The sequence below is a fragment of the Pseudomonas sp. zbq_18 genome (assembly GCF_043102245.1).
Taxonomy (GTDB): Bacteria; Pseudomonadota; Gammaproteobacteria; order Pseudomonadales; family Pseudomonadaceae; genus Aquipseudomonas.
In genome coordinates, this window is sequence record NZ_JBICIT010000005.1 from 96,082 (window position 1) to 116,736 (window position 20,655).

17 protein-coding genes and 1 pseudogene are annotated in these 20,655 nt (G+C 63.2%); 8 read left to right on the forward strand and 10 right to left on the reverse strand.

The genetic code is table 11. The features are described from left to right. Positions 1 to 35: 35 nt before the first annotated feature. Together ACF8C6_RS03605 and ACF8C6_RS03610 are read right to left on the reverse strand one after the other, a co-directional pair. Complete coding sequence (locus tag ACF8C6_RS03605) at positions 36 to 518, reverse strand: glutathione peroxidase (RefSeq protein ID WP_392498032.1); 483 nt, start codon at positions 516 to 518, stop codon at positions 36 to 38. A 137-nt stretch (positions 519 to 655) separates the two neighbouring features. Beyond that, positions 656 to 1,141 (reverse strand): peptidylprolyl isomerase, encoded by a 486-nt coding sequence (locus ACF8C6_RS03610; protein ID WP_277688650.1) that lies wholly within the window; start codon positions 1,139 to 1,141, stop codon positions 656 to 658. On the opposite strand from ACF8C6_RS03610, the pseudogene ACF8C6_RS03615 reads away from it, so the two are divergent. The 4 genes and pseudogenes from ACF8C6_RS03615 to ACF8C6_RS03630 all read left to right on the forward strand — a co-directional run bounded on the left by ACF8C6_RS03615 (position 1,110) and on the right by ACF8C6_RS03630 (position 6,084). Continuing rightward, positions 1,110 to 1,431: pseudogene (locus ACF8C6_RS03615) on the forward strand (DUF3565 domain-containing protein). The gene ACF8C6_RS03610 and the pseudogene ACF8C6_RS03615 overlap by 32 nt on opposite strands. Positions 1,432 to 1,433: 2 nt before the next feature. After that, entirely contained in the window at positions 1,434 to 2,621 is a 1,188-nt protein-coding gene (locus ACF8C6_RS03620; protein ID WP_277688649.1) for an acetate kinase, read from the forward strand. Positions 2,622 to 2,639: 18 nt separating this feature from the next. After that, entirely contained in the window at positions 2,640 to 4,739 is a 2,100-nt protein-coding gene (gene pta, locus ACF8C6_RS03625; protein ID WP_392498033.1) for a phosphate acetyltransferase, read from the forward strand. A 442-nt stretch (positions 4,740 to 5,181) separates the two neighbouring features. Then, on the forward strand, positions 5,182 to 6,084 hold the full coding sequence (locus tag ACF8C6_RS03630; RefSeq protein ID WP_392498034.1) for an acyltransferase: 903 nt from the start codon (positions 5,182 to 5,184) through the stop codon (positions 6,082 to 6,084). A gap of 156 nt (positions 6,085 to 6,240) precedes the next feature. On the opposite strand, the gene ACF8C6_RS03635 is transcribed toward ACF8C6_RS03630, so the two are convergent. The 3 genes from ACF8C6_RS03635 to ACF8C6_RS03645 all read right to left on the reverse strand — a co-directional run bounded on the left by ACF8C6_RS03635 (position 6,241) and on the right by ACF8C6_RS03645 (position 8,689). Then, on the reverse strand, positions 6,241 to 6,927 hold the full coding sequence (locus tag ACF8C6_RS03635) for an OmpA family protein (RefSeq protein ID WP_277688646.1): 687 nt from the start codon (positions 6,925 to 6,927) through the stop codon (positions 6,241 to 6,243). A 77-nt stretch (positions 6,928 to 7,004) separates the two neighbouring features. Further along, entirely contained in the window at positions 7,005 to 7,649 is a 645-nt protein-coding gene (locus ACF8C6_RS03640; protein ID WP_392498035.1) for an MBL fold metallo-hydrolase, read from the reverse strand. Next, positions 7,646 to 8,689 (reverse strand): AraC family transcriptional regulator, encoded by a 1,044-nt coding sequence (locus ACF8C6_RS03645; RefSeq protein WP_392498036.1) that lies wholly within the window; start codon positions 8,687 to 8,689, stop codon positions 7,646 to 7,648. Before ACF8C6_RS03645 ends, ACF8C6_RS03640 begins: the two co-directional genes overlap by 4 nt. A gap of 110 nt (positions 8,690 to 8,799) precedes the next feature. Here ACF8C6_RS03645 and ACF8C6_RS03650 point away from each other — a divergent pair, with 110 nt between their 5' ends. Further along, a complete protein-coding gene (locus ACF8C6_RS03650) occupies positions 8,800 to 9,627 on the forward strand; it encodes a metal-dependent hydrolase (RefSeq protein WP_392498037.1) in 828 nt (275 codons plus the stop codon). Here the strand turns inward: ACF8C6_RS03650 and ACF8C6_RS03655 are convergent. Further along, positions 9,620 to 11,944 carry a LuxR C-terminal-related transcriptional regulator gene (locus ACF8C6_RS03655; protein WP_392498038.1) on the reverse strand — a complete coding sequence of 775 codons (2,325 nt, stop codon included), beginning with the start codon at positions 11,942 to 11,944 and terminating at the stop codon, positions 9,620 to 9,622. The two genes, ACF8C6_RS03650 and ACF8C6_RS03655, sit on opposite strands and share 8 nt — an antisense overlap. Here ACF8C6_RS03655 and ACF8C6_RS03660 point away from each other — a divergent pair. Next, positions 11,825 to 12,373 carry a hypothetical protein gene (locus tag ACF8C6_RS03660; protein ID WP_392498039.1) on the forward strand — a complete coding sequence of 183 codons (549 nt, stop codon included), beginning with the start codon at positions 11,825 to 11,827 and terminating at the stop codon, positions 12,371 to 12,373. The two genes, ACF8C6_RS03655 and ACF8C6_RS03660, sit on opposite strands and share 120 nt — an antisense overlap. Positions 12,374 to 12,471: 98 nt before the next feature. Here ACF8C6_RS03660 and ACF8C6_RS03665 read toward each other — a convergent pair whose 3' ends face one another. From ACF8C6_RS03665 to ACF8C6_RS03675, 3 genes are all read right to left on the reverse strand, one after another. Beyond that, the gene (locus ACF8C6_RS03665) at positions 12,472 to 13,839 is read right to left on the reverse strand and encodes a DUF1329 domain-containing protein (protein ID WP_392498040.1); all 1,368 of its coding nucleotides are present in this window, start codon (positions 13,837 to 13,839) and stop codon (positions 12,472 to 12,474) included. A gap of 28 nt (positions 13,840 to 13,867) precedes the next feature. Beyond that, complete coding sequence (locus ACF8C6_RS03670; protein ID WP_392498041.1) at positions 13,868 to 15,661, reverse strand: DUF1302 domain-containing protein; 1,794 nt, start codon at positions 15,659 to 15,661, stop codon at positions 13,868 to 13,870. Positions 15,662 to 15,880: 219 nt separating this feature from the next. Beyond that, positions 15,881 to 17,563 carry a fatty acid--CoA ligase gene (locus tag ACF8C6_RS03675; RefSeq protein ID WP_392498042.1) on the reverse strand — a complete coding sequence of 561 codons (1,683 nt, stop codon included), beginning with the start codon at positions 17,561 to 17,563 and terminating at the stop codon, positions 15,881 to 15,883. Between the two features lie 171 nt (positions 17,564 to 17,734). Between ACF8C6_RS03675 and ACF8C6_RS03680 the strand changes: the two genes are divergently transcribed. Continuing rightward, positions 17,735 to 18,910 (forward strand): thiolase family protein, encoded by a 1,176-nt coding sequence (locus ACF8C6_RS03680; RefSeq protein ID WP_392498043.1) that lies wholly within the window; start codon positions 17,735 to 17,737, stop codon positions 18,908 to 18,910. A 55-nt stretch (positions 18,911 to 18,965) separates the two neighbouring features. Here the strand turns inward: ACF8C6_RS03680 and ACF8C6_RS03685 are convergent, their stop codons facing one another. Next, the gene (locus ACF8C6_RS03685) at positions 18,966 to 19,595 is read right to left on the reverse strand and encodes a LysE family transporter (RefSeq protein ID WP_392498044.1); all 630 of its coding nucleotides are present in this window, start codon (positions 19,593 to 19,595) and stop codon (positions 18,966 to 18,968) included. A gap of 79 nt (positions 19,596 to 19,674) precedes the next feature. On the opposite strand from ACF8C6_RS03685, the gene ACF8C6_RS03690 reads away from it, so the two are divergent. After that, positions 19,675 to 20,643, forward strand: a complete 969-nt coding sequence (locus ACF8C6_RS03690) for a 2-hydroxyacid dehydrogenase (RefSeq protein WP_392498045.1) — start codon at positions 19,675 to 19,677, stop codon at positions 20,641 to 20,643. Positions 20,644 to 20,655: the final 12 nt, after the last annotated feature.

The following is a 20,655-nucleotide window of genomic DNA, read 5'->3' on the forward strand; positions in this document are numbered from 1 at the left end:
AGGCGGGGATGACCGGACTTTGGCGCAATCGCCGCTTAGTCGAGGGCCTTTTCGATGGCTTGCACCAGGGCGGGATCGTCCGGCGCCGTACGTGGCGAGAAGCGCGCCAGCACACGACCATCGCGGCCGACCAGAAACTTCTCGAAGTTCCAGGTAATGTCCCCGGGGAACTCGGCGCCCTCGCCCGCCAGCAGGCGGTACAGCGGGTGGCGCTCGGGGCCGTTGACGTCCAGCTTGCTGCCCAGCGGAAAGGTCACGCCATAGTTGAGGCTGCAGAACTCGCGAATCTCGTCCTCGCTGCCCGGCTCCTGGCCGGCGAACTGATTGCAAGGCAGGCCCAGCACCGTGAAACCGCGCGCCTGATACTGCTGGTGCAGCGCCTCCAGACCGGCGTATTGCGGGGTGAGCCCGCATTTGGAGGCCACGTTAACGACCAGCACTATCTGGCCCTTGTAGGGCGCCAGCGGCAGATCCTGGCCGTCCAACGCACGTAAATTGAGATCATGAAAGGCACTCATGAGTAGCTCCTTGAGCAGGCCGCAGCGGACAAAAAAGGCGCCCGTAGGCGCCTTTTTCGGTTACCTGAGCTTAGCAGCCACTGCGCAATTTGAGACGACCATAAGTCGTATTGCGCGGCCGCCAATCAGGTGATCTATCAGTGGTGGTGACCACCTTCGCCGTGGATATGGCCGTGGGCCACTTCTTCGGCACTGGCCTCACGAACGTTGACGATCTTGACCTGGAAGTTCAGGCGCTGACCGGCCAGCGGGTGGTTGCCGTCGACGATCACGTCGTCGCCGTCGATGTCGCGGATGGTGACGATCTGCATGCCGCCATCCGGACCGGAAGCATGGAACTGCATGCCCACTTCCAGTTGGTCGACGCCTTCGAACATGCTGCGGTTCAGGGTGGCGACCAGCTCGGCGCTATATTCACCGTAGGCTTCGCCCGGCTCGATGGCCACGGTGACTTCGTCACCGACCTGCTTGCCCACCAGGGCCTTTTCCAGGCCGACGATGATGTTGCCGGCACCGTGCAGGTAGACCAGCGGCGCGCCGCCCGCAGAGCTATCGATTACCTCGCCGGCATCGTTGGTGAGGGTATAGTCGATGGACACGGCCTTGTTGGCGGCGATCTGCATGGAGGAAGAACCTTTTGCTGGAGAATGGAAAGGAACCAAGTCTACCCGTCACGCCCGGCGAATGCGACCGCGCGCCTGACAGACGGCCCCGACTGCTGGGCTTTCACCAGGACGAAGATGGCCACTGGGTGGCCGAATTGTCCTGCGGCCATACGCAGCACCTGCGCCATCAGCCACCGTGGCAGAATCGCGCCTGGGTGCTCGATCCGCAGCAGCGGCAGCAGCACCTGGGCCAGCCCTTTCCCTGCGGCTGGTGTGCAGCCCAGGCGCCCCTCACGGATAAGGAATAGTCATGTCGGCACGCAACATTCTGGTCATCAACTGCGGCAGCTCATCGATCAAGTTCGCCCTGGTCAACGAGGCCCACGCACATTTCACCCTGAGCGGCCTGGCCGAGCGCCTGGGCAGCCCTGAGGCGGTGTTGCACTGGCAGCACAACGGCGAGAAAGACAGCCTGCTGTTGCAAGGTGGTGACCACCGCACCGCCCTGCAGCATCTGTTGCCCCTGGTACAGCGGGCTACCGGCGGCCAGCTGCACGGCATCGGCCACCGCGTCGTGCATGGTGGCGAGCAGTTCACCGCCGCCTGCCGCATCGACGCCGTAAGTCTGCTGGCGATCCGTGCCACCGCGCCGCTGGCACCGCTGCACAACCCGGCCAACCTGCTGGGCATCGAGGCGGCGCTCAAGCTGTTCCCCGAGCTGCCGCAGGTGGCGGTATTCGACACCGCCTTCCATCAGAGCCTGCCCGAGCACGCCTACCGCTATGCCGTGCCGGAGGTGCTGTACCGCGAGCACGGCGTGCGCCGCTATGGCTTCCATGGCACCAGCCACCGCTACGTCAGTCAGCTCGCCGCTGAAATGGCCGGGCTGGACTACACCGGAAGCAGCTGGCTCTCGGCGCACCTGGGCAACGGCTGCTCCACATGCGCCATAGTCGATGGCCAGAGCCGCGACACCAGCATGGGCCTAACCCCGCTGGAGGGCCTGGTGATGGGCACCCGCAGCGGCGATGTCGACCCCAACCTGCACGGCCACCTGGCCCGCACCCTGGGCTGGAGCCTGGAGCAGATCGACGCCATGCTCAACAAGGACAGCGGCCTGCTCGGCCTGTCCGGCCTGTCCAACGACATGCGCAGCCTGGAACAGGCCCGCGAGCAGGGCCACCCCGGCGCGACCCTGGCCATCGAGGTGTTCTGCTACCGCCTGGCCAAATCCCTGGCCGCCATGAGCTGCGCCCTGCCGCAGCTGGACGGTCTGATCTTCACCGGCGGCATCGGCGAGAACTCGCCGTTGATCCGCAGCAAGACGGTGAGTCACCTGAAGCTGTTCAAGCTTGCCCTCGACCAGGACGCCAACGCCCGCTGCATCCGCGGCGTGGCAGGCAATATTCACGCCCCGGGACACCCGCGTGTGCTGGTGGTACCGACCAACGAGGAGCGGCAGATCGCCCTCGACACCCTGGCCCTGCTCAGCGCCTGATTTCATCAAGGACAGCCCATGCATACCTTCTTCATCGCCCCTACCGGTTTCGGTGTCGGTCTCACCTCCATCAGCCTGGGCCTGGTTCGCGCCCTGCAACGCGCCGGGCTCAAGGTCGGCTTCTTCAAGCCGATCGCCCAACCGCATCAGGGCGACGAGGGCCCGGAACGCTCCAGCGAACTGATCGCCCGCACTCACGGCCTGACCCCACCCAAGCCATTGCCGCTGGCCCAGGTCGAGCGCATGCTCGGCGATGGCCAGCTGGACGAACTGCTGGAGGAGATCATCAGCCTGCACCAGCAGGCCGCCGAGGGCATGGACGTGCTGATCGTCGAAGGCATGGTGCCGACGCGCCACGCCAGCTACGCGGCGCGGGTCAATGTGCACCTGGCCAAGAGCCTGGACGCCGACGTGTTGCTGGTCTCCGCCCCGGAAGGCGAGGAAAGCGAGAACCTCACCGAGCTGTCCGACCGCATCGAGATCCAGGCCCAGCTGTTCGGCGGCCCGCAGGACCCCAAGGTGGTCGGCGTGATCCTCAACAAGGTGCGCCACCCACAGGGCATCGAGGTATTCACCGAGCAGCTCGGCCAGCTGTCGCCGCTGCTGCGTGGTGACAGCTTCCGCCTGCTCGGCTGCATTCCCTGGCAGGACGAGCTGAACGCGCCGCGCACCCGTGATGTGGCCGACCTGCTCAATGCCCGGGTGATCAACGCCGGCGACTTCGAACAGCGCCGGGTGCAGAAGATCGTCCTCTGCGCCCGCGCCGTGCCCAACACCGTGGCCCTGCTCAAACCCGGCGTGCTGGTGGTAACCCCCGGCGACCGCGACGACATCATCCTCGCCACCAGCCTGGCCGCGATGAACGGTGTGCCACTGGCCGGCCTGCTGCTGTGCAGCGACTTCCCGCCGGACCCGCGCATCCTCGAACTGTGCCAGGGCGCCCTGCAGGGCGGCCTGCCGGTGCTCAGCGTCAGCACCGGCTCCTACGACACGGCGACCAACCTCAACCGGATGAACAAGGAAATCCCGGTGGATGACCGCGAGCGCGCGGAAAAAGTCACCGAGTTCGTCGCCGGGCATCTCGACCTGGACTGGCTCAAGCTGCGCTGCGGCGCCCCGCGTGAGTTGCGCCTGTCGCCGCCGGCGTTCCGCTACCAGCTGGTGCGCCGCGCCCAGGCGGCGGACAAGCGCATCGTCCTGCCGGAGGGCAGCGAGCCGCGCACCGTGCAGGCCGCTGCCATCTGCCAGGCACGCGGCATCGCCCGCTGCGTGCTGCTGGCCAAACCGGAAGAGGTGCAGAGCGTCGCCAAGTCCCAGGGCATCGAACTGCCGGCCGGCCTGGAAATCCTCGACCCGGACCTGATCCGCGAGCGCTATGTCGAGCCCATGGTCGAGCTGCGCAAGGGCAAGGGCCTCAACGCCCCGATGGCCCTGGCCCAGCTGGAAGACACCGTAGTGCTGGGTACCATGATGCTGGCTTTGGATGAGGTCGACGGTCTGGTCTCCGGCGCCATCCACACCACCGCCAACACCATCCGCCCCGCCCTGCAGCTGATCAAGACCGCACCGGGCTACAACCTGGTGTCCTCGGTGTTTTTCATGCTCCTGCCCGAACAGGTGCTGGTGTATGGCGACTGCGCGGTGAACCCGGAGCCCAATGCCGCCGAGCTGGCCGAGATTGCCAGGCAGAGCGCCGCCTCGGCGGAAGCCTTCGGCGTACCGGCGCGGGTGGCGATGATCAGCTATTCGACCGGCGACTCCGGCAGCGGCGCCGAAGTGGAGAAAGTCCGCGAGGCCACCCGCCTGGCCCGCGAAGCCAACCCGGCCATGCTGGTGGACGGCCCACTGCAATACGACGCCGCCGCCATCGCCAGCGTAGGCTTGCAGAAGGCGCCCAACAGTCCGGTGGCCGGCCGTGCCACGGTGTTCATCTTCCCCGACCTGAACACCGGCAACACCACCTACAAGGCCGTGCAGCGCAGCGCCGACTGCGTCAGCGTCGGCCCCATGCTGCAGGGCCTGCGCAAGCCGGTGAACGACCTGTCGCGCGGCGCGCTGGTGGACGACATCGTCTACACCATCGCCCTGACCGCGATTCAGGCCGCCGCCAAAGGCTGAGTCGGGTCTTATGTAGGAGGGGTCTTGGCCGCAACCCAGGCAGCACAGACAGTCGCGGCCAAGGTCCCTCCTACAGGTTGCGCCAGGCTTGAGTAGGAGCGGCTTTAGCCGCGATGAGCGCCGCTCAAAGGCATCGCGGCTAAAGCCGCTCCCACAAAAAGCCTTCCTCCTGCATGTGCTCGCTGCTGCGATCGGTGCAAGCCAGACCCAACTCGGGACAGTTGCCCCCGCAGATGCCTCGCCGCAGTGGCAACTAGGCTAGAATCCGCCGCGCTCTGCCAGGCATGGACGACGGAGCTGACCGCCGAGTCGGTCATGACACTTGCCGTTCAGTGTACAAGCGTTAACCTTTGCGCCGGAGCCGCTTGCCGCAGGGAGTGCTGCAGGTATCCCAAACCACGGGGCAGACCATAAGCCCCCAGACCTGGAGCTGTCCGAGCCCATGCTGCACTTTCTGCCTGCCCCGCTGCGCGGCATCATCAGCGCCCTGCTGCTGGCCCTCAACACGCTGGTCATGTGCTGGCCACTGTTCCTCACTGCCCTGCTCAAGCTGCTGCTGCCGTTTCCCAGCGCCCAACGCGCGCTGCGCTTCGTCATGCACGGCATCGCCGAAGCCTGGATCGACATCAATAAGTTCTGGATGCGTCTGGCCCGCAAAACCCAGTGGGATGTCGAAGGCATCCAGGGCCTGGACATGCGCCACTCCTACCTGGTGACCAGCAACCACCAGAGCTGGGTCGACATCCTGGTGCTGCAGTACCTGCTCAACCGGCGCATGCCGCTGCTCAAGTTCTTCCTCAAGCAGGAGCTGATCTGGGTGCCGGTGATCGGCCTGTGCTGGTGGGCGCTCGAATTCCCCTTCATGAAGCGCTACAGCAAGGAATACCTGGCCAAGCACCCGGAGAAGCGCGGCCAGGACCTGGCCACCACGCGCAAGGCCTGCGAGCGCTACAAGAGCAACCCGGTGTCAGTGTTCAACTTCCTCGAAGGCACGCGCCTGACGCCGCAGAAGCATGCGCAGCAGCAATCGCCCTTCCAGCATCTGCTCAAACCCAAGGCCGGCGGCATCGCCTTCGTCCTGGATGCCATGGGCGAGCAGCTGGACGCGCTGGTCAATGTCACTGTCCACTACCCGGGCGGCAACCCCGGTTTCTGGGACCTGCTCTGCGGGCGCCTCGGTGAGGTCGTGGTGCGTTTCGAGAAGATGGACATTCCCGCCGAATTCATCGGCAAGAACTACGACCAGGATGAAACCTACCGCCTGCAGTTTCAGCAGTGGGTCAACCAGTTGTGGCAGGCCAAGGATGCCCAGCTGGCTGAGCTGCACCGCCAGTTCCCGGGCTGAACAGCGGCACGACAGCCCCAAGTCGCATACGGGCTATTGTCACAGTGGCGGCGCGCCCTCTTGCCGACACGCCGTTCGCAATCGCCACAAAGACTGCGGAGCTCCCCCAGAAACGCCAAAGGCCCCTTGCGGAGCCTTTGGTTTGGAGCCTCTAACTCAGTACTGCGCGCCGGGCAGTGGGCGCAGGGTGACTTCCACCCGACGGTTCTGTGCACGACCATCGGCCGTGGCGTTGCTGGCCACCGGCTGATCCGGGCCGGCGCCACGAGTGCTCAGGCGCGAAGCATCGACGCCCTGAGCCGACAGGTAGTTGGCCACGCTCTGCGCACGACGCTGCGAGAGGCTCATGTTGTAAGCATGGCTGCCGGTGCTGTCGGTGTGACCGACGATCTCGATACTGTTCTGGTTGTACTGGCGGAAGGACGCGGCCAGGTTGTTCAGCGGTGCGTAGAAGCTGCTGGCGATGTCCGCGGAATCAGTGGCGAAGGTAATGTTGCCAGGCATGATCAGCTGGATGTTGTCGCCCTGGCGCTGCACTTCCACACCAGTGCCCTGCATGCTGCGGCGTAGCTCTTCTTCCTGCTTGTCGACGTAATAGCCGTAGCCGGCACCCGCGGCACCCGCGACTGCGGCGCCAATCAGCGCGCCCTTGCCCCGGTTGTCATGGTTGATCGCCGCGCCGGCCACGGCGCCCGCCAGCGCGCCCAGCCCGCCATACTTGGCAGTTTTGCTCATGCCACCGCTCTGGCCACCGGCCTGGGCATCATAAGGGTTCTGCGAGGCACAGCCTGTCACCAAGGCAACCAGTACTGCGGCAAGGGTCAGGCGTGAAGTGTTGAACATGTTATTGGCTCCTGAAGCAGAGTTGACGGCCGGCAATACCGGCTAGAACTTAGATCGGCGGGAGTGGGAAAGATTCCTCAGCCCCGAACAAAGGGATTCTCGCGCATCTCGTCGCCCAGTCGAGTTTCCGGGCCATGGCCTGTGACCACGGTAGCATCCTCGTCCAGGGTATACAGGCGCTTGATCGAGCGCACGATGGTAGCCTGGTCGCCGCCCCACAGATCGGTGCGTCCGATACCGCGTCGAAACAGGGTATCGCCGGCGATCAGCAGCTTGGCCTCGGGGAACCAGAAGCTGGTGGAGCCCGGCGTGTGCCCCGGTGTGTGCAGCGCCACGCCGCAGCCACAGGCCAGCTCTTCATCGTCGGCCAACCACTGGTCCGGCGCCGGCACTGGCGTGTAGGGCACGCCGAACATGCGGCACTGCATCTCCAGATTGTCCCAGAGGAACTGATCGTCCTTGTGCAGGTGCAGGGTGGCGCCGGTCTTCTCCTTCATCTGCCCCGACGCGAGAAAATGATCCAGGTGCGCATGGGTATGAATGATGCTCACCACCTTGAGGCCATGAGCCTCCAGGCGCGCCATGATCAGCTCGGGATTGCCGCCCGGGTCGACGACGATGGCCTTCTTGCTGACGGGGTCGCCAATAATGGTGCAGTTGCACTGCAAAGGTCCGACGGGAAAAGTTTCGCGGATCAGGCTGGGCTGGGCAGTCTCGCTCATGGGGTGCTCCTCGTCGCTGGCACAGGGGCGGCACGATAATCGCTCGGCGCCCTGCCCGTCCATTTGCGGAACGCCCGGCGAAAGTTGGACGGGTCGCTGAAACCCAACAAGTGCGCGATTTCGAACAGCGGCAGGTGGGTGGTGCTCAGGTACTGCAGGGCCAGGCTGCGTCGCACCTCATCCAGCACTTGCTGATAGCTGGTACCGCTGGCTGCCAGATGCCGGCGCAAACTGCGCTCACTGGTGTGCAAGGCCCGCGCGGCAGCGGCCAGGTCGGGGAAATCTCCCGGGCGCGCCAGCAGCAAACGTCGTACCCGACTGAGCAGCCCCTCCTGCAGGTCCAGACTGGCCAGCAACGCCTCGCACTGCTGCTCGCACATTTGCATGGTGGCCGGGTTGGCCAACGCCATGGGGTGCGCCAGATAAGCCCGTGGCAGACGAAACCAGTGCCAGGGTTGATCGAAGCAGGCGGCGACGCCAAATGCCTGGCGGTAGCGCCCGGCATGCGCCGGCTCGGGAAAGGTAAAGCCGATCTCGATGCCCTGCGGCGGCTCGCCGAGGAGGAACTCGGCAATGCTGAACAGGCTGCCAAACAGGCCTTCTGCGGAAAAGCGACTGAGCGCTCCCAGCGGCACCGACTCGCTGGCGCGCAGTTCCAGGCTGTCAGGCTGCTCCACCAGCTGCAACTCGAAGGTCAGTCCGAGCACCCGGTAATAACGCAACGCGAAGTGGATGGCCTTGCCCAGATCGGCGCTCGATAGCAGGGCATAGCCGAGAATACCGTGGGCCGAAGCATTCAGACGCAGGCCAAGCAGCAACCCCAGTGCCGGCTCGTCGCACAGCGTCAGGGCGCTGCTGGCCAGCAGGTGGAAGTCGGCCAGGGCTAGGCGCCCCGTGGGGTTTTGCAGGATCTCGGCACGCAGCCCGGCACTGGCCAACAGCGCGGCGCGGCTGACACCGTATTCCTCAGCCAGCTGCAACAGAGCCTCGGCATAGGCCAACGGAGCCAGTTCGGCGGTGAGGATCGTGGTTTTGCTCATGACAGGCATTGGCCGGATATGACCTGAAGAATGGCTGAAGATAACCTTGTCCGGAAATGACCGACAAGACCATAGTCCCGACAAATCATAAGAATGAATCGGGAGGCCGCATGCCCAGCACGACCCCGCAGGATTTGCAGATCAAGCCACGCCAGCCGGAGTTCGAGCTGCCCGCACCCTGGGCACGCCACTGGCATGGCGACAACGCATTCAAGAGCCACTTCTTCGATGCCATGTCGCTGCTGTTTCCGGACGGCGAGCGTTTCTTCATCGACTCGGTACGGGCCTTCCGCGACCAGGTGAGTGACCCTCTGCAACAGGCGCAGATCCGCGGATTCATTGGTCAGGAGGCGCATCACAGCCGCGAGCACGAACACTACAGCGAGGCCCTGCGTGCCAGTGGCTACGACCTCGACTACCTGGAGAAGCGCCTGAAAAAGCGCCTGGCCTTCGTGCGCAAGCATCTGCCCGCCAAGGTGCATCTGGCGGCAACCGTGTCGGTCGAGCATCTGACCGCGATCATGGCCGATGCCATTTTGCAGAACCCGGACTGGCTGGCCGGCGCCGACCCGCAGATGGCGCGTCTTTGGCGCTGGCATGCCCTGGAGGAGAGCGAGCACAAGGCCGTGGCCTTCGACCTCTATCAGCAGGTCTGCGGCAACGTCTGGCTACGGCGCCGGGCCATGTTGCAGAGCACGTTCTTCTTCAGCCTGGATACCTTCAAGGGCCTGGTGCACATGCTGCGGCGCGACGGACTCCTGTGGAACTGGCGCGTATGGCGCGACGGCCTGGCCTGGTTATGGGGCAGTCGCGGCATCCTGCGGCCGTTGGTGCGGGTGTACTGCGATTACTACCGCGCCGACTTCCACCCCTGGCAACACGACAACCTGCAACTGATCCATGCCACCCGGCGCGAGTTCGACCCCGAACTCAGTTGAGCAGCCCCAGGCTCTTGGCCCGCGCGACGGCCTGGGTGCGCCGCTCCACGCCCAGCTTGCCGTTGATGTGGCGGGCGTGAGTCTTGACCGTGTGCAGGGAGATGAACAGCTTGTCGCTGATTTCCTGGTTGGAACAGCCCTGAGCGATCAGACGCAGCACCGCCAGCTCGCGACTGCTCAACGCTTCGGCGAGAACGGAAGCGTCATGCACTGGCTCGTCCAGGCCTTGCGGCAGATGTTGGCGCAGCGCTTCGGTAAGCGGCGTACGGGGTGCACTCAGCAACTGTTCATGCAACCAGGCTGGCTGATGCATCAGCAACTCATGGAAAGGCAGCAGAGCACCACCGGAGCTGATCTCGAAAGCGCCATGCAACTGCAACTGGGCCTCACGCTCACGCCCCGCAGCATGCAGCAACAGGCTCAATTGCACCTGAGCGAAGCTACTCAACAGCTGCGCCCCTCGCCCCTGAGCGCGCAGGATCAGAGCCCGCAGACGCCGCTCGGCCGCCTCGCCCTCACCCTTGCGCCGCTCCAGGGCCGCCTGCTGCAACTCGATATGCAAAGAAAGCTGCGGGTGGAACTCCGGCGCCGTGGCCGCCTGCTCGCCAGAATAGGTATCTGCCAGACGAAGCAGCCAGGCACCTGCCAGGTCGATCTGTCCCTGACTGAGCCACAGCTCACACTTGGTCAGGGTGATCATCGACAGGTAATACACCGGCGGCACATCCCAGATATGCATCAGCCGTTCAGCTTCGGCTAGAAAGGCAAAAGCTTCGTTCAGACGCCCCGCACGCCCCTCCTGGCTGGCCAGCAGGCAATAGCCGACCAGCAGACTGATATCGCGGCAGTTGCGCGCCTCGGCAATGCCTTCGAGTAGACGCTGGCGCGCGTCCTGCGGACGCATCCGCAGCGCCAGCAAGAAGCCCTCGTACAACGCCAGTCGCGCGCGCACCGCATACATCCGCTGAGGCGGCAGCCCGCGCAAGCGTTCCAGTCCGGCCTGTACTTCTTCCTGACCACGCAGTACTTCCCCACGCACCAGCAGTACCCGGGCTCTGTCGTAGTGGCAGAAGGCTTCAAACAATGGATTGGCTTGGCGCTGGGCCAGTTCCAGGGCTTCACGGTTGAGACCCCGGGCACGCCACAGGTCGCCATGCACCATGGCCAGGTTGGCCAGTGTGGACAGGCACAGCAGACGAGAGCCGTAATGCTCCGCAGGCATTGCCGCCAACGCCTCGCCACAATAGGCCTCGGCACGCTGACTATCACCGCGTCCGCGGGCGATGACGCCACTGACCGATAGCCACTGAGCCAGCAAGGACTGTTGCTCGGCCTGGCTGGGAGCCGGCAGGAAACGCACCAACTGGCTGGCCAACTCTTCTGCCGCATCGAGCTGACAGGCCAGGGCCAGCGCCCAGCTGTACAGCAGGATCAACCGAGGCGTGCTGCTCAGCAGGCTGTCGGGCAAGTCCATTTTCCAGCGCAGTAGCAAGGCTACGTTCTGCTCGGCCAGCAGATGCTCTTCAGAAAAATTCTGTACCAGGCTGGCAGCCACATCGGGCTGGCCGGCGCGCAGTGCCTGTTCCACTGCCTCATCGAGTATGCCCTGCTCGCTGTACCAACGACAGGCGCGCAAATGCAGACGCGCCGTCGGTTGCGACTGGTGCTGTTGCGGATTGGCACGCAACAGGTCGGAGAACAGATGGTGGTAACGGAACCAGCGCCCCTGCTCGTCAAGCGGCACCAGAAAGACCTGATGCGCCTGCAGGTGCTGGAGCATGGCCGCACTGTCATGACTGTCGCGCAAGGCATCACACAACTCGGCACAGAAGCGCTCCAGGCAGGCCGTGTCGTAGAGAAAGGCCTGCAGTTCGGCCGACTGACGCTCGATCACTTCTTCCAGTAGGTATTCGCGAATCATGCCCCGCGCGCCATGCAGGCTTTCTTCGCCTTCGCTCGCGGTCAGCAACCACAGGCGCAACCCAGCTATCCACCCCTCGCTACGCTCGAGCAGGTTATCCAGGGTAGCCTGAGGCAGATCTGCCCCCTGCGCTCCCAGTAGTGCTCGCGTCTCTTCGGCATTGAGGCGCAGGTCCTGCTCCTGCAGCTCCAGCAGCTGACGCGACAGGCGCAGACGTGCCAGATGCCAATCTGGGCGCTGGCGGCTGGTCACCAGCACCAGCATACTCGCAGGCAGATGATTGAGGAAAAACTGCAGGCAGCGATCCAGCACCGCGCCCTGAGCCAGGTGATAGTCATCCAGCACGACCAGCAAAGGGCACTCGGGATCGAGACGATCATTGAGTTCATCAAGCATGCTGCCCAGCCACTCTTCGAAGGCGAATGGCTGATGACGCTGGCGCAGCTTGAGCATGCCCATGGCCTCCTCGCCGATGCCCGGGAAGTGCTCGCGCAAGCCTTCAAGCAGGCGCTCAAGGAAGCGCCCTGGGTCACTGTCACGCCGACTGAGGCCCAACCAGAGACTCTGCCAGTTGTCAGGCAGTCGCTCACAGAACTCCACCGCCAGCGAGCTCTTGCCGAAGCCGGCCGGCGCGCTGATCAGCAGCAGGCGCCCACCCATGCCATCCTCCAGGCGCTCGCACAGGCGCGGCCTGCGGACATGCCCGGCCGGCAATGGGGGACGATAGAAGCGGACATCGCCAGCAGTGTCTGGGGAGGCGTGAGTCAGAGAGGAACGGGAAAGATCGGTCACAAGCAGGATGAGTCTTCAGCTGACGCGAAATGACCGCAGCCTATCCCCTCATGGCCATGAAAAGAAGCCCATAGCGACAGGCAAACACAAAAAAGCCGGCACTAGGCCGGCTTCTTCGTGCAACGTGTAGCTTAGCGAACGCCAGCCTGACGCAGAGCGGCAGGGGTGTAGTCGCTGCTGGAGGCCTTGTAGTTGAAGTCGTAGGACTGTTTCTCCTCGTTCTTCATACCCAGAGCCAGGTAACGGCCGGAGATGATGTCGTGCAGGGTTTCCACGGTGTACCACGGCACTTGCTTGTCGTAGTAGTACTGGGAGTGAGCCTCGGCGACACGCCACAGGGCACCGCGACCGTCGTAGTGGTCGATCACCGCGGCCTGCCAGGTATCCTCATCAATGAACACATCACGCTTGGCGTAGATGTGGCGCTCGCCGGCCTTCAGGGTACCGGTGACATGCCAGACGCGGTGCAGCTCGTAGCGAGTGTGCTCCGGGTTCAGGTGACCGGCCTTGATGATGTCGGAGTACTTGAGGTTCGGCGAGTCCAGCTTGTAGGAGTTGTACGGAATGTAGATCTCCTTCTTGCCGTTCAGCTTCCAGTCGTAACGGTCAGGCGCACCGTTGTACATGTCGAAGTTGTCGGAAGTCCGCAGACCGTCGGCCGCGGTACCCGGACCGTCGTAGGACACCTGCGGGGCACGACGCACACGACGCTGACCGGCGTTGTACAGCCAGGCCAGACGCGGCTCCTTCACCTGGTTCAGAGTCTCATGAACCAGCAGTACGTTACCGGCCAGACGCGCCGGAGCGGTCACTCGCTGCTTGAAGTAGAACAGGATGTTGGTCGGCTTGCTCGGATCGTAGTCGGTCAGGCTGGTCGGGAAGGTGAACTCATCCTGGAAGTACACCAGGCTGTAGGAACCGTTGGCCTGCGGAGTAGCCTGGGTCACCAGGCGACGCACGCTGCCGCCGCGGTAGCGGGTGATCTGGTTCCAGATCGCTTCCAGACCGTTCTGCGGGATCGGGAAGGGGTAGGCAGTCTTGAAGTTCTCCAGACCGTTACCGCCTTCGACCAGCTTGGTGTTGGTGGCGTTGATCTTCACATCATCCAAAACGCTCTGCGGAGCAGTGGCGCTGCGGTGAGTGGTATACACCGGGATCTTGAAGCTGTCCGGGTAGCGCTTGAACATGGCCTGCTGACCGGGGGTCAGCTTGTCCTTGTACTGGTCGACGTTCTGCGCGGTGATGGTGAACAGCGGCTGCTCGTTCGGGAACGGGTTGGACAGGAAGCCACGAGCGTCGGCGGTGCCGGCGTTCTGCGGCAGGCCGCCGGTCCACTCGGGAATGGAGCCATCCGCATTACCGGCCTTCTCCGCGCCCAGTGGAGTCAAGGTGGTGCCCAGCTTGGCTGCTTCCTCGGCGGAAACGGCAGCCATCACGCTGGTGGCCAGCAGAGACATTGCCAGGGCACCGGTTTGCATCAGTAGTTTTGTAGTTTTCATCTGCATACGTTCCTGTTGATCCCGATCCTTAGAAGTTCACGCCGAGGCTGAGTGCAACAAAGTCACGATCAATGTTGGTGTTGTACTCGCCACCGAAAAAGTCGGTGTAAGACAGGCTGGCGGTGTAGGTGTTCTGGTACTCGGCATCCAAACCAAGACTGATGGCCTTATTACCCTCGTTAAAGGTCGGACCATAACCATCCACGTCGTGCGACCAGGACAGATTCGGCTTCAGGTTCACGCCGGCGAACACATCCGGGTAATCGAGGATAGCGCGAGCGCGGTAGCCCCAGGATGTGTTGGTGAAATAGCCCTTGCTATTGCACTCGTCGGGGTTAGCAGTGTTGGCAATACCGGTGCAGAGGCTATTAGTCGGCAGCTCGCCGGAGCCGAACTCAGCAGCACGGCCAAAGCGCAGCTCGTTCTTACCCAGGTCACTGACATGGCTGTAACCCACCTCACCCACGAGGGTCAGACGCGAGGCACCCATGACCTGATCGACAAACTGAGTGACTGTGAGCTGGGCCTGGGTCAGCGGCTTGCGTACATAGCCTTTGAGAACCTCACCAGAGCCGAAGGCTGCTTGGCCGCTGGTAAAGATCGGACTATTGGTGTCAACACCCAATGCATCAGAGGTTGGCCCCTGGGCGATAGAGGCCAGTGTCAGGTCAAAGGTGTTGATCTGCATTGGCATGTTGGGCCGATAGCTCAACTCACCGGCTACCGCAGTCGAGCCAATATTGGTGGAGAAGCTAACGCCATGCAGACGGATGTCTTCCGGATAATCCAGATAATACTTGGCAAACAGCTCGCCAGTTGCTGGATCTTCCACTGCGCCAGGGCTCAGGTAGATATCCTGACCAGCGATGTACGACAGAATCGGCGTGCGACTGTGGTAGTTCATGGTGTAGAAGCCGAACTCGGTATCGTTGAGTTCGGGCGAGTACCAGCGCAGAGCAACACCCCATTGGCCGCTATCACGCGCGTCTTGATCTCCTGCACGCCCAACGTAGCGATAACCGGTACTGCCTGGCCCACCCAGGTCACTGCCCAGAACGGCCAAACGATCAGTACAGCCATCAGCTACAGGGTCAACAGAGAAGAAGGTCCCGCAGTTATCCACTACGGTCTGGTCCCACTCCAGTTGATAGAAGGCCTCGGCCGACAGGTTATCGGTCAGGCTCTGCGACACATAGAACATGTTGACCGGAATCAGACCTTCTTTGATCTCCGCGCCAGGACGGCGGAAAGCGGCCACGTCAACCGGGTTAATCGAGTTGATCGAGTTGAAAATGAAGGTACTTTCACCCCAGCTCACCACCTGCTTACCGAAACGCGCAGAACCCGGCTGATCGGCGATGGAGTAGTTGTGATAGATGAAGGCGTCGAGGATCTGCGCACCGGAGGCCTGGGCAGCTTCCTTGCGATTGTGATCATCGATGTCATAGAGCAGGCGGCTCTCGTCCTTCAGCTCGAAGTCGTACCAGTATTTGCCGCGCACGAACACGCCGGTGTCGCCGTACTTCAGTTCAAGGTCGTGGATGCCCTTGAAGATCTTGGAGAAGGTCTCGCCCTTCTTGAAGTTCAGACGACCATCATCGCCGGTCTGAGAGGACGCGGAACCGCCATTGCGCTGACCGACCAGATCTGGATCGGCACCGCGCACAGCCCAGCTGGCACCAACAGACAGAGAGGAATCGAACTGGCCTTCGATCTCACCGATTTCAAAAGTGATACCGAAGGCCGGGGCAGCGAGAGTGGAGGCAAGGCTGACTGCCAGAGGCAGCTTGGCCAGTCGCCAGAACGGTTTTTGGGTTGTCATCGACGCTACTCCATGTGTTTTTTGTTATGGATGCGGCGGACTATAGTCACCCCCCTTTAGAGCTAGATCCCCCTAAAGTGTGATTTCAAGCCAGCAGCCTCTCTAGACCGGCCAGTCACGCAATCAAGAGACCGGCCAAGCACACCTGGAATAGCAATTAACAAGCCAAACATTTAACCGGATTTGCGGGTATTAACCGCAAATCCGGGCCCATTCAGCCTAAAGAGTGGAAAGAAATGCGCTGCCGGAGGCCTGCCACTGGGCGATATCCAGGCGGATTCGCTTCTTATCCAGTTTCCCCACACTGGTCTTGGGAATTTCAGTAACAATCGCAATCTGACTGGGAATGGCCCACTTGTTGATGTTGCCCTGCTCGACAAAGGGCTTGAGGTGTTCCTTCAAGCCTTTGGCATCCAGTTCCTGACCATCACGCAGCACCAAGAGCGCGAAGGGACGCTCGCCCCACTGCGGATCGGGAATACCCACCACCGCCACTTCGCGCACGGCCGCATGGCGACTGATCAGATCCTCCAACTCCAGCGAGGACAACCATTCGCCACCGGTCTTGATCACATCCTTGATACGGTCGCGGATATCGATGAATCCGAAATCATCCAGGGTGGCAACGTCACCGGTATGCAGCCAGCCGTGCTCCCACAGCTCGGCACTTTTCTGCGGCTCGTTGAAGTAGCCCATGGTCAGCCAGGGCGCGCGCAGCACCAATTCACCCTGGGTCTCACCGTCGGCCGGCAGCAACTGGCCGTCCGCTCCCATCAGCGCAGCTTCCACCAGCGGCACCGGCACGCCAGCCTTGATGCGGTAGGTGGTGCGCTCATCCTCGGAGCCAGCCATCAACTCATCGTTGATATGTGCACAGGAAATCAGCGGGCAGGTTTCGGACATGCCGTAAGCAGCGGTCAGTTGAATGCCGCGGGCCTTGGACGCCTCATACAGCGCGCGGTTGAGCGCACTACCACCAATGATCACTTTGAGCCCGCCGAAGTCGTAACCCTGCGCCGTCGGCGCATTGAGCATCATCTGCAGAATGGTCGGTACGCAGTGGGAGAAGGTGACCTTTTCCTCACGGATCAGCCGGCACAGCATGTCCGGCTCGTAACGCCCCGGATAGACCTGCTTGATGCCGAGCATGGTGGCCACATAGGGAATGCCCCAGGCATGCACGTGGAACATCGGCGTGATCGGCATGTAGACATCGGCGGTACCCAGCAGACGTACGCTGTCCAGGCTGCCCAGCACACTGGCCTCGGCCAGGGTGTGCAGCACCAGTTGCCGGTGGGTGAAGTACACGCCCTTGGGGTTGCCGGTGGTGCCGGTGGTATAGAAGGTGGTGGCCACCGAGTTTTCGTCGAAATCGGCGAAGTCATACTGGGTACTGGCGGCAGCCAACAGGCTCTCGTACTCACCTACCAGATTAGCCAGATCCGCTGTTTTACTGGCCTCATCGGTAAGCAGCAGGGTCTTCTCCACCGTAGTCAGCTGACTTTCGATGCTCTTGTACAGGCCCACGAACTCGCTGTTGATCAGGACGAATTTGTCCTCGGCGTGATTCATGGTGTAGAGGATCTGGTCGGCGGACAGGCGAATGTTGATGGTGTGCAGTACCGCCCCGATCATCGGAATGGCGAACATGCATTCCAGATAACGATGGCTGTCCCAGTCCATCACAGCCACGGTGTCACCAGCCTTGACCCCGGCATCCGTCAACACATTGGCCAGGCGGGCCACTCGCTCATTGAAGGTCGCGTAGCTATAGCGCAGCTTGTCGCGGTAGACGATCTCCCGGGTCTTCTCATAGCGGCTGCCGGACAGCAAAAGACGCTTGATCAGCAGGGGGGCCTGGTTGGCGTTTTCAGTTGGCGGAATGACACGGGTCTGCAGCATGGCGATCACCTGATTGTTTGAAGTTGTTGTTGAGCGACAATCTAGAACCGTGCCGGCATGGCTTAATCAACCCAAAGAATGATTTTCCAGGTGACCCTTTGGCCACTTTCGGTCACACAGTAGAATCGGTGCGTTACGCCGCTCCGGCTTCACTCTTCAGAGGTAATACCGATGTCCGATATCGTCATCGTCAGCGCCGCCCGCACCCCCATGGGCGGCTTCCAGGGCAGCCTGTCCAGTGTTCCGGCCGTAGAACTGGGCGCCATCGCCATTCGCGAGGCGGTGGCCCGCGCCGGCATCGCGCCGGCTGACGTGCAGGAAGTAATCATGGGTTGTGTGCTGCCCGCCGGCCTCAAGCAGGGCCCAGCCCGCCAGGCCTCGCTGAACGCGGGCCTGCCGGCCACCACCGGCTGCACCACCATCAACAAGCTGTGCGGTTCAGGCATGAAGGCCGTGATGCAGGCCTTTGACGCCCTCAAGGCCGGCAGCAACGAGGTGATGGTCGCTGGCGGCATGGAAAGCATGTCCAACGCCCCCTACATCATCGAGAAGGCCCGTACCGGCCTGCGCATGGGCCACGGCGAGATCAAGGACCACATGTTCTTCGACGGCCTGGAAGATGCCCGCACCGGCCGCCTGATGGGCTCCTTCGCCCAGGAAACCGCCGACAAGTACGGCATCACCCGTGAGGAAATGGACGCCTACGCCATCGAGTCGCTGAAGCGCGCCCAGGCCGCCATCCAGAACGGCGAACTGGCCAGTGAGATCGTCCCGGTCACCGTCACCAGCCGTAAAGGCGAAGTGGTGGTGAAGGACGACGAACAGCCGCTGACCGCCAATCTGGACAAGATTCCGACCCTCAAGCCGGCGTTCAAGAAGGACGGCACCATCACCGCCGCCAACGCCAGTTCGATCTCCGACGGCGCCAGCGCGCTGGTCCTTATGACCGCCGAGGAAGCAGCCAAGCGCGGCCTCAAGCCGCTGGCGAAGATCGTCGCCCACGCCACCCAGAGCCAGGACCCGAGCGAGTTCACCATCGCGCCGATCGGCGCCATGAGCAACCTGCTCAAGAAGACCGGCTGGAGCAAGGCCGACGTTGACCTGTACGAGATCAACGAAGCCTTCGCCATGGTCACCATGCTGGCCATGCGTGAGCACGGCCTGGACCACGCCAAGGTCAACGTCTACGGCGGCGCCTGCGCCCAGGGCCACCCGGTGGGCTCCACTGGCTCGCGCCTGATCGTCACCCTGATCAACGCCCTGCAGAAGAAGGGCGGCAAGCGCGGCGTGGCCTCGCTGTGCATCGGCGGCGGCGAAGCGACTGCCGTGGCCATCGAACTGCTGTAACCAGCACGCGAATGAAAAGCCCCGCCTAGGCGGGGCTTTTTTATAGGCGACGCTCTTATCGAAGCTCGGTAAAGGCCAGCTTGACGCCCAACCCCACCAGGACCGCGCCCATCAACCGGTCGAACCAATGCCCCAGACGCGCGAAGCCGGCGCGCACGCGGCGCTGGCTGAACAACAGTGCCACCAGGCAGAACCAGGTGGCCGTGGCGAAGGCCAGGTAGACGCCGTAACCCGCTTGCACCGTCAGCGGCGTATGCGGGTTGATCACCACGGTGAACAGCGAGAGGAAGAACAGCGTGGCTTTGGGGTTCAGACCGTTGGTAACAAAACCAGTCATGAAGGCACCGCGTGGCGAGCGCTCGGCGCCATCCACAGCCACGTCCATGCCACCCGGCGCCGCCGGCTTGGCGCGCAGGGCCTTGATGCCGATGTAGAACAGGTAGGCCGCTGCCAGCCACTTCAGCGCGTTGAACAGCACGATGGACTGCGACACGATCAGGCCGATGCCCAGCAGCGAGTAGGCGACATGGACGAAGATGCCGGTACCCACGCCCAGCGCCGTCCAGGTGCCTGCGCGGCGACCATGAGCCACGCTCTCGCGCACCACGACAGCGAAGTCCGGTCCCGGGCTGGCCACTGCCAGCAAGTGGATCAACGCCACAGTCAAAAACTCCGCCCAGTACATGCGACCTCCGAAGGGTGGGAATCGGTGAGACAGGCTGGCAACCTTACGCCACTGCAACGCATCCAGACAGGTACAGCTGATGAGCAACAGCACCCGCGCGGTCTTCCTCGACCACGCTTCTCTTGATCTTGGCGACCTCGACATGTCGCCGCTGCGCCAGGTATTCGGCGAACTGACTCTGCATGCCACCAGCACTGCCGCCGAGGCGACCGAGCGCCTGCAGGGCGCCCAGGTGGCGATCAGCAACAAGGTGCGCCTGGACGCGGACACCCTGGCCGCCTGCCCCGAGCTGAAGCTGATCCTGGTGTCCGCCACGGGCACCAACAACATTGACCTGGCCGCCGCCTGCGAGCACGGCATCACCGTCGCCAACTGCCAGGGCTACGGCACCGCCTCGGTGGCGCAGCACGCGCTGATGCTGCTGCTTGCCCTGGCCACACGCCTGCCCGACTACCAGGACGCGGTTCGTAACGGGGCCTGGCAGCGCGCCAGCCAGTTCTGTCTGCTGGACTTCCCGATCATCGAGCTGACAGGCAAGACCCTCGGCATCCTCGGCCATGGCGAACTGGGCGGTGCCTTCGCCCGCCTGGCCGAAGCCCTGGGCATGCGCGTGCTGTATGGCGCCCTGCCCGGTCGCCCGCCACGCGCCGATCGCCTGCCACTGAGCGAACTGCTGCCGCAAGTCGATGCCCTCAGCCTGCACTGCCCACTGACCGAGCAGACCCGCCATCTGATCGGCGCCGCCGAACTGGCGCTGCTGAAACCCCAGGCACTGCTGCTCAACACCGCCCGCGGTGGCCTGGTCGACGAGCAGGCGCTGGCCGACTGCCTGCGTGCCGGCCATCTGGGTGGCGCGGCGTTCGACGTGCTCAGCGAGGAACCGCCGCGCCATGGCAACCCGCTGCTGGCGAACGATATCCCGCGCCTGATCATCACCCCGCACAACGCCTGGGGCAGCCGCGAGGCCCGCCAGCGCATCGTCGGCCAATTGTCGGAGAATGCCCGCGCGTTCTTCTCCGGCGCCCCCATCCGCGTGGTCAACGGGTAAACTACGCGGCTT

What these genes read in the sequence shown, in the direction of transcription:
- ACF8C6_RS03655 (WP_392498038.1), bottom strand. Translation starts at nt 11,944, where the DNA reads ATGCTTGATGAACTCAATGATCGTCTCGATCCCGAGTGCCCTTTGCTG.
- ACF8C6_RS03620 (WP_277688649.1), top strand. Translation starts at nt 1,434, where the DNA reads ATGTCGGCACGCAACATTCTGGTCATCAACTGCGGCAGCTCATCGATC.
- ACF8C6_RS03690 (WP_392498045.1), top strand. Translation starts at nt 19,675, where the DNA reads ATGAGCAACAGCACCCGCGCGGTCTTCCTCGACCACGCTTCTCTTGAT.
- ACF8C6_RS03645 (WP_392498036.1), bottom strand. Translation starts at nt 8,689, where the DNA reads ATGAGCAAAACCACGATCCTCACCGCCGAACTGGCTCCGTTGGCCTAT.
- ACF8C6_RS03665 (WP_392498040.1), bottom strand. Translation starts at nt 13,839, where the DNA reads ATGAAAACTACAAAACTACTGATGCAAACCGGTGCCCTGGCAATGTCT.
- ACF8C6_RS03675 (WP_392498042.1), bottom strand. Translation starts at nt 17,563, where the DNA reads ATGCTGCAGACCCGTGTCATTCCGCCAACTGAAAACGCCAACCAGGCC.
- ACF8C6_RS03635 (WP_277688646.1), bottom strand. Translation starts at nt 6,927, where the DNA reads ATGTTCAACACTTCACGCCTGACCCTTGCCGCAGTACTGGTTGCCTTG.
- ACF8C6_RS03685 (WP_392498044.1), bottom strand. Translation starts at nt 19,595, where the DNA reads ATGTACTGGGCGGAGTTTTTGACTGTGGCGTTGATCCACTTGCTGGCA.
- ACF8C6_RS03670 (WP_392498041.1), bottom strand. Translation starts at nt 15,661, where the DNA reads ATGACAACCCAAAAACCGTTCTGGCGACTGGCCAAGCTGCCTCTGGCA.
- pta (WP_392498033.1), top strand. Translation starts at nt 2,640, where the DNA reads ATGCATACCTTCTTCATCGCCCCTACCGGTTTCGGTGTCGGTCTCACC.
- ACF8C6_RS03610 (WP_277688650.1), bottom strand. Translation starts at nt 1,141, where the DNA reads ATGCAGATCGCCGCCAACAAGGCCGTGTCCATCGACTATACCCTCACC.
- ACF8C6_RS03640 (WP_392498035.1), bottom strand. Translation starts at nt 7,649, where the DNA reads ATGAGCGAGACTGCCCAGCCCAGCCTGATCCGCGAAACTTTTCCCGTC.
- ACF8C6_RS03680 (WP_392498043.1), top strand. Translation starts at nt 17,735, where the DNA reads ATGTCCGATATCGTCATCGTCAGCGCCGCCCGCACCCCCATGGGCGGC.
- ACF8C6_RS03605 (WP_392498032.1), bottom strand. Translation starts at nt 518, where the DNA reads ATGAGTGCCTTTCATGATCTCAATTTACGTGCGTTGGACGGCCAGGAT.
- ACF8C6_RS03660 (WP_392498039.1), top strand. Translation starts at nt 11,825, where the DNA reads ATGATTGAGGAAAAACTGCAGGCAGCGATCCAGCACCGCGCCCTGAGC.
- ACF8C6_RS03650 (WP_392498037.1), top strand. Translation starts at nt 8,800, where the DNA reads ATGCCCAGCACGACCCCGCAGGATTTGCAGATCAAGCCACGCCAGCCG.
- ACF8C6_RS03630 (WP_392498034.1), top strand. Translation starts at nt 5,182, where the DNA reads ATGCTGCACTTTCTGCCTGCCCCGCTGCGCGGCATCATCAGCGCCCTG.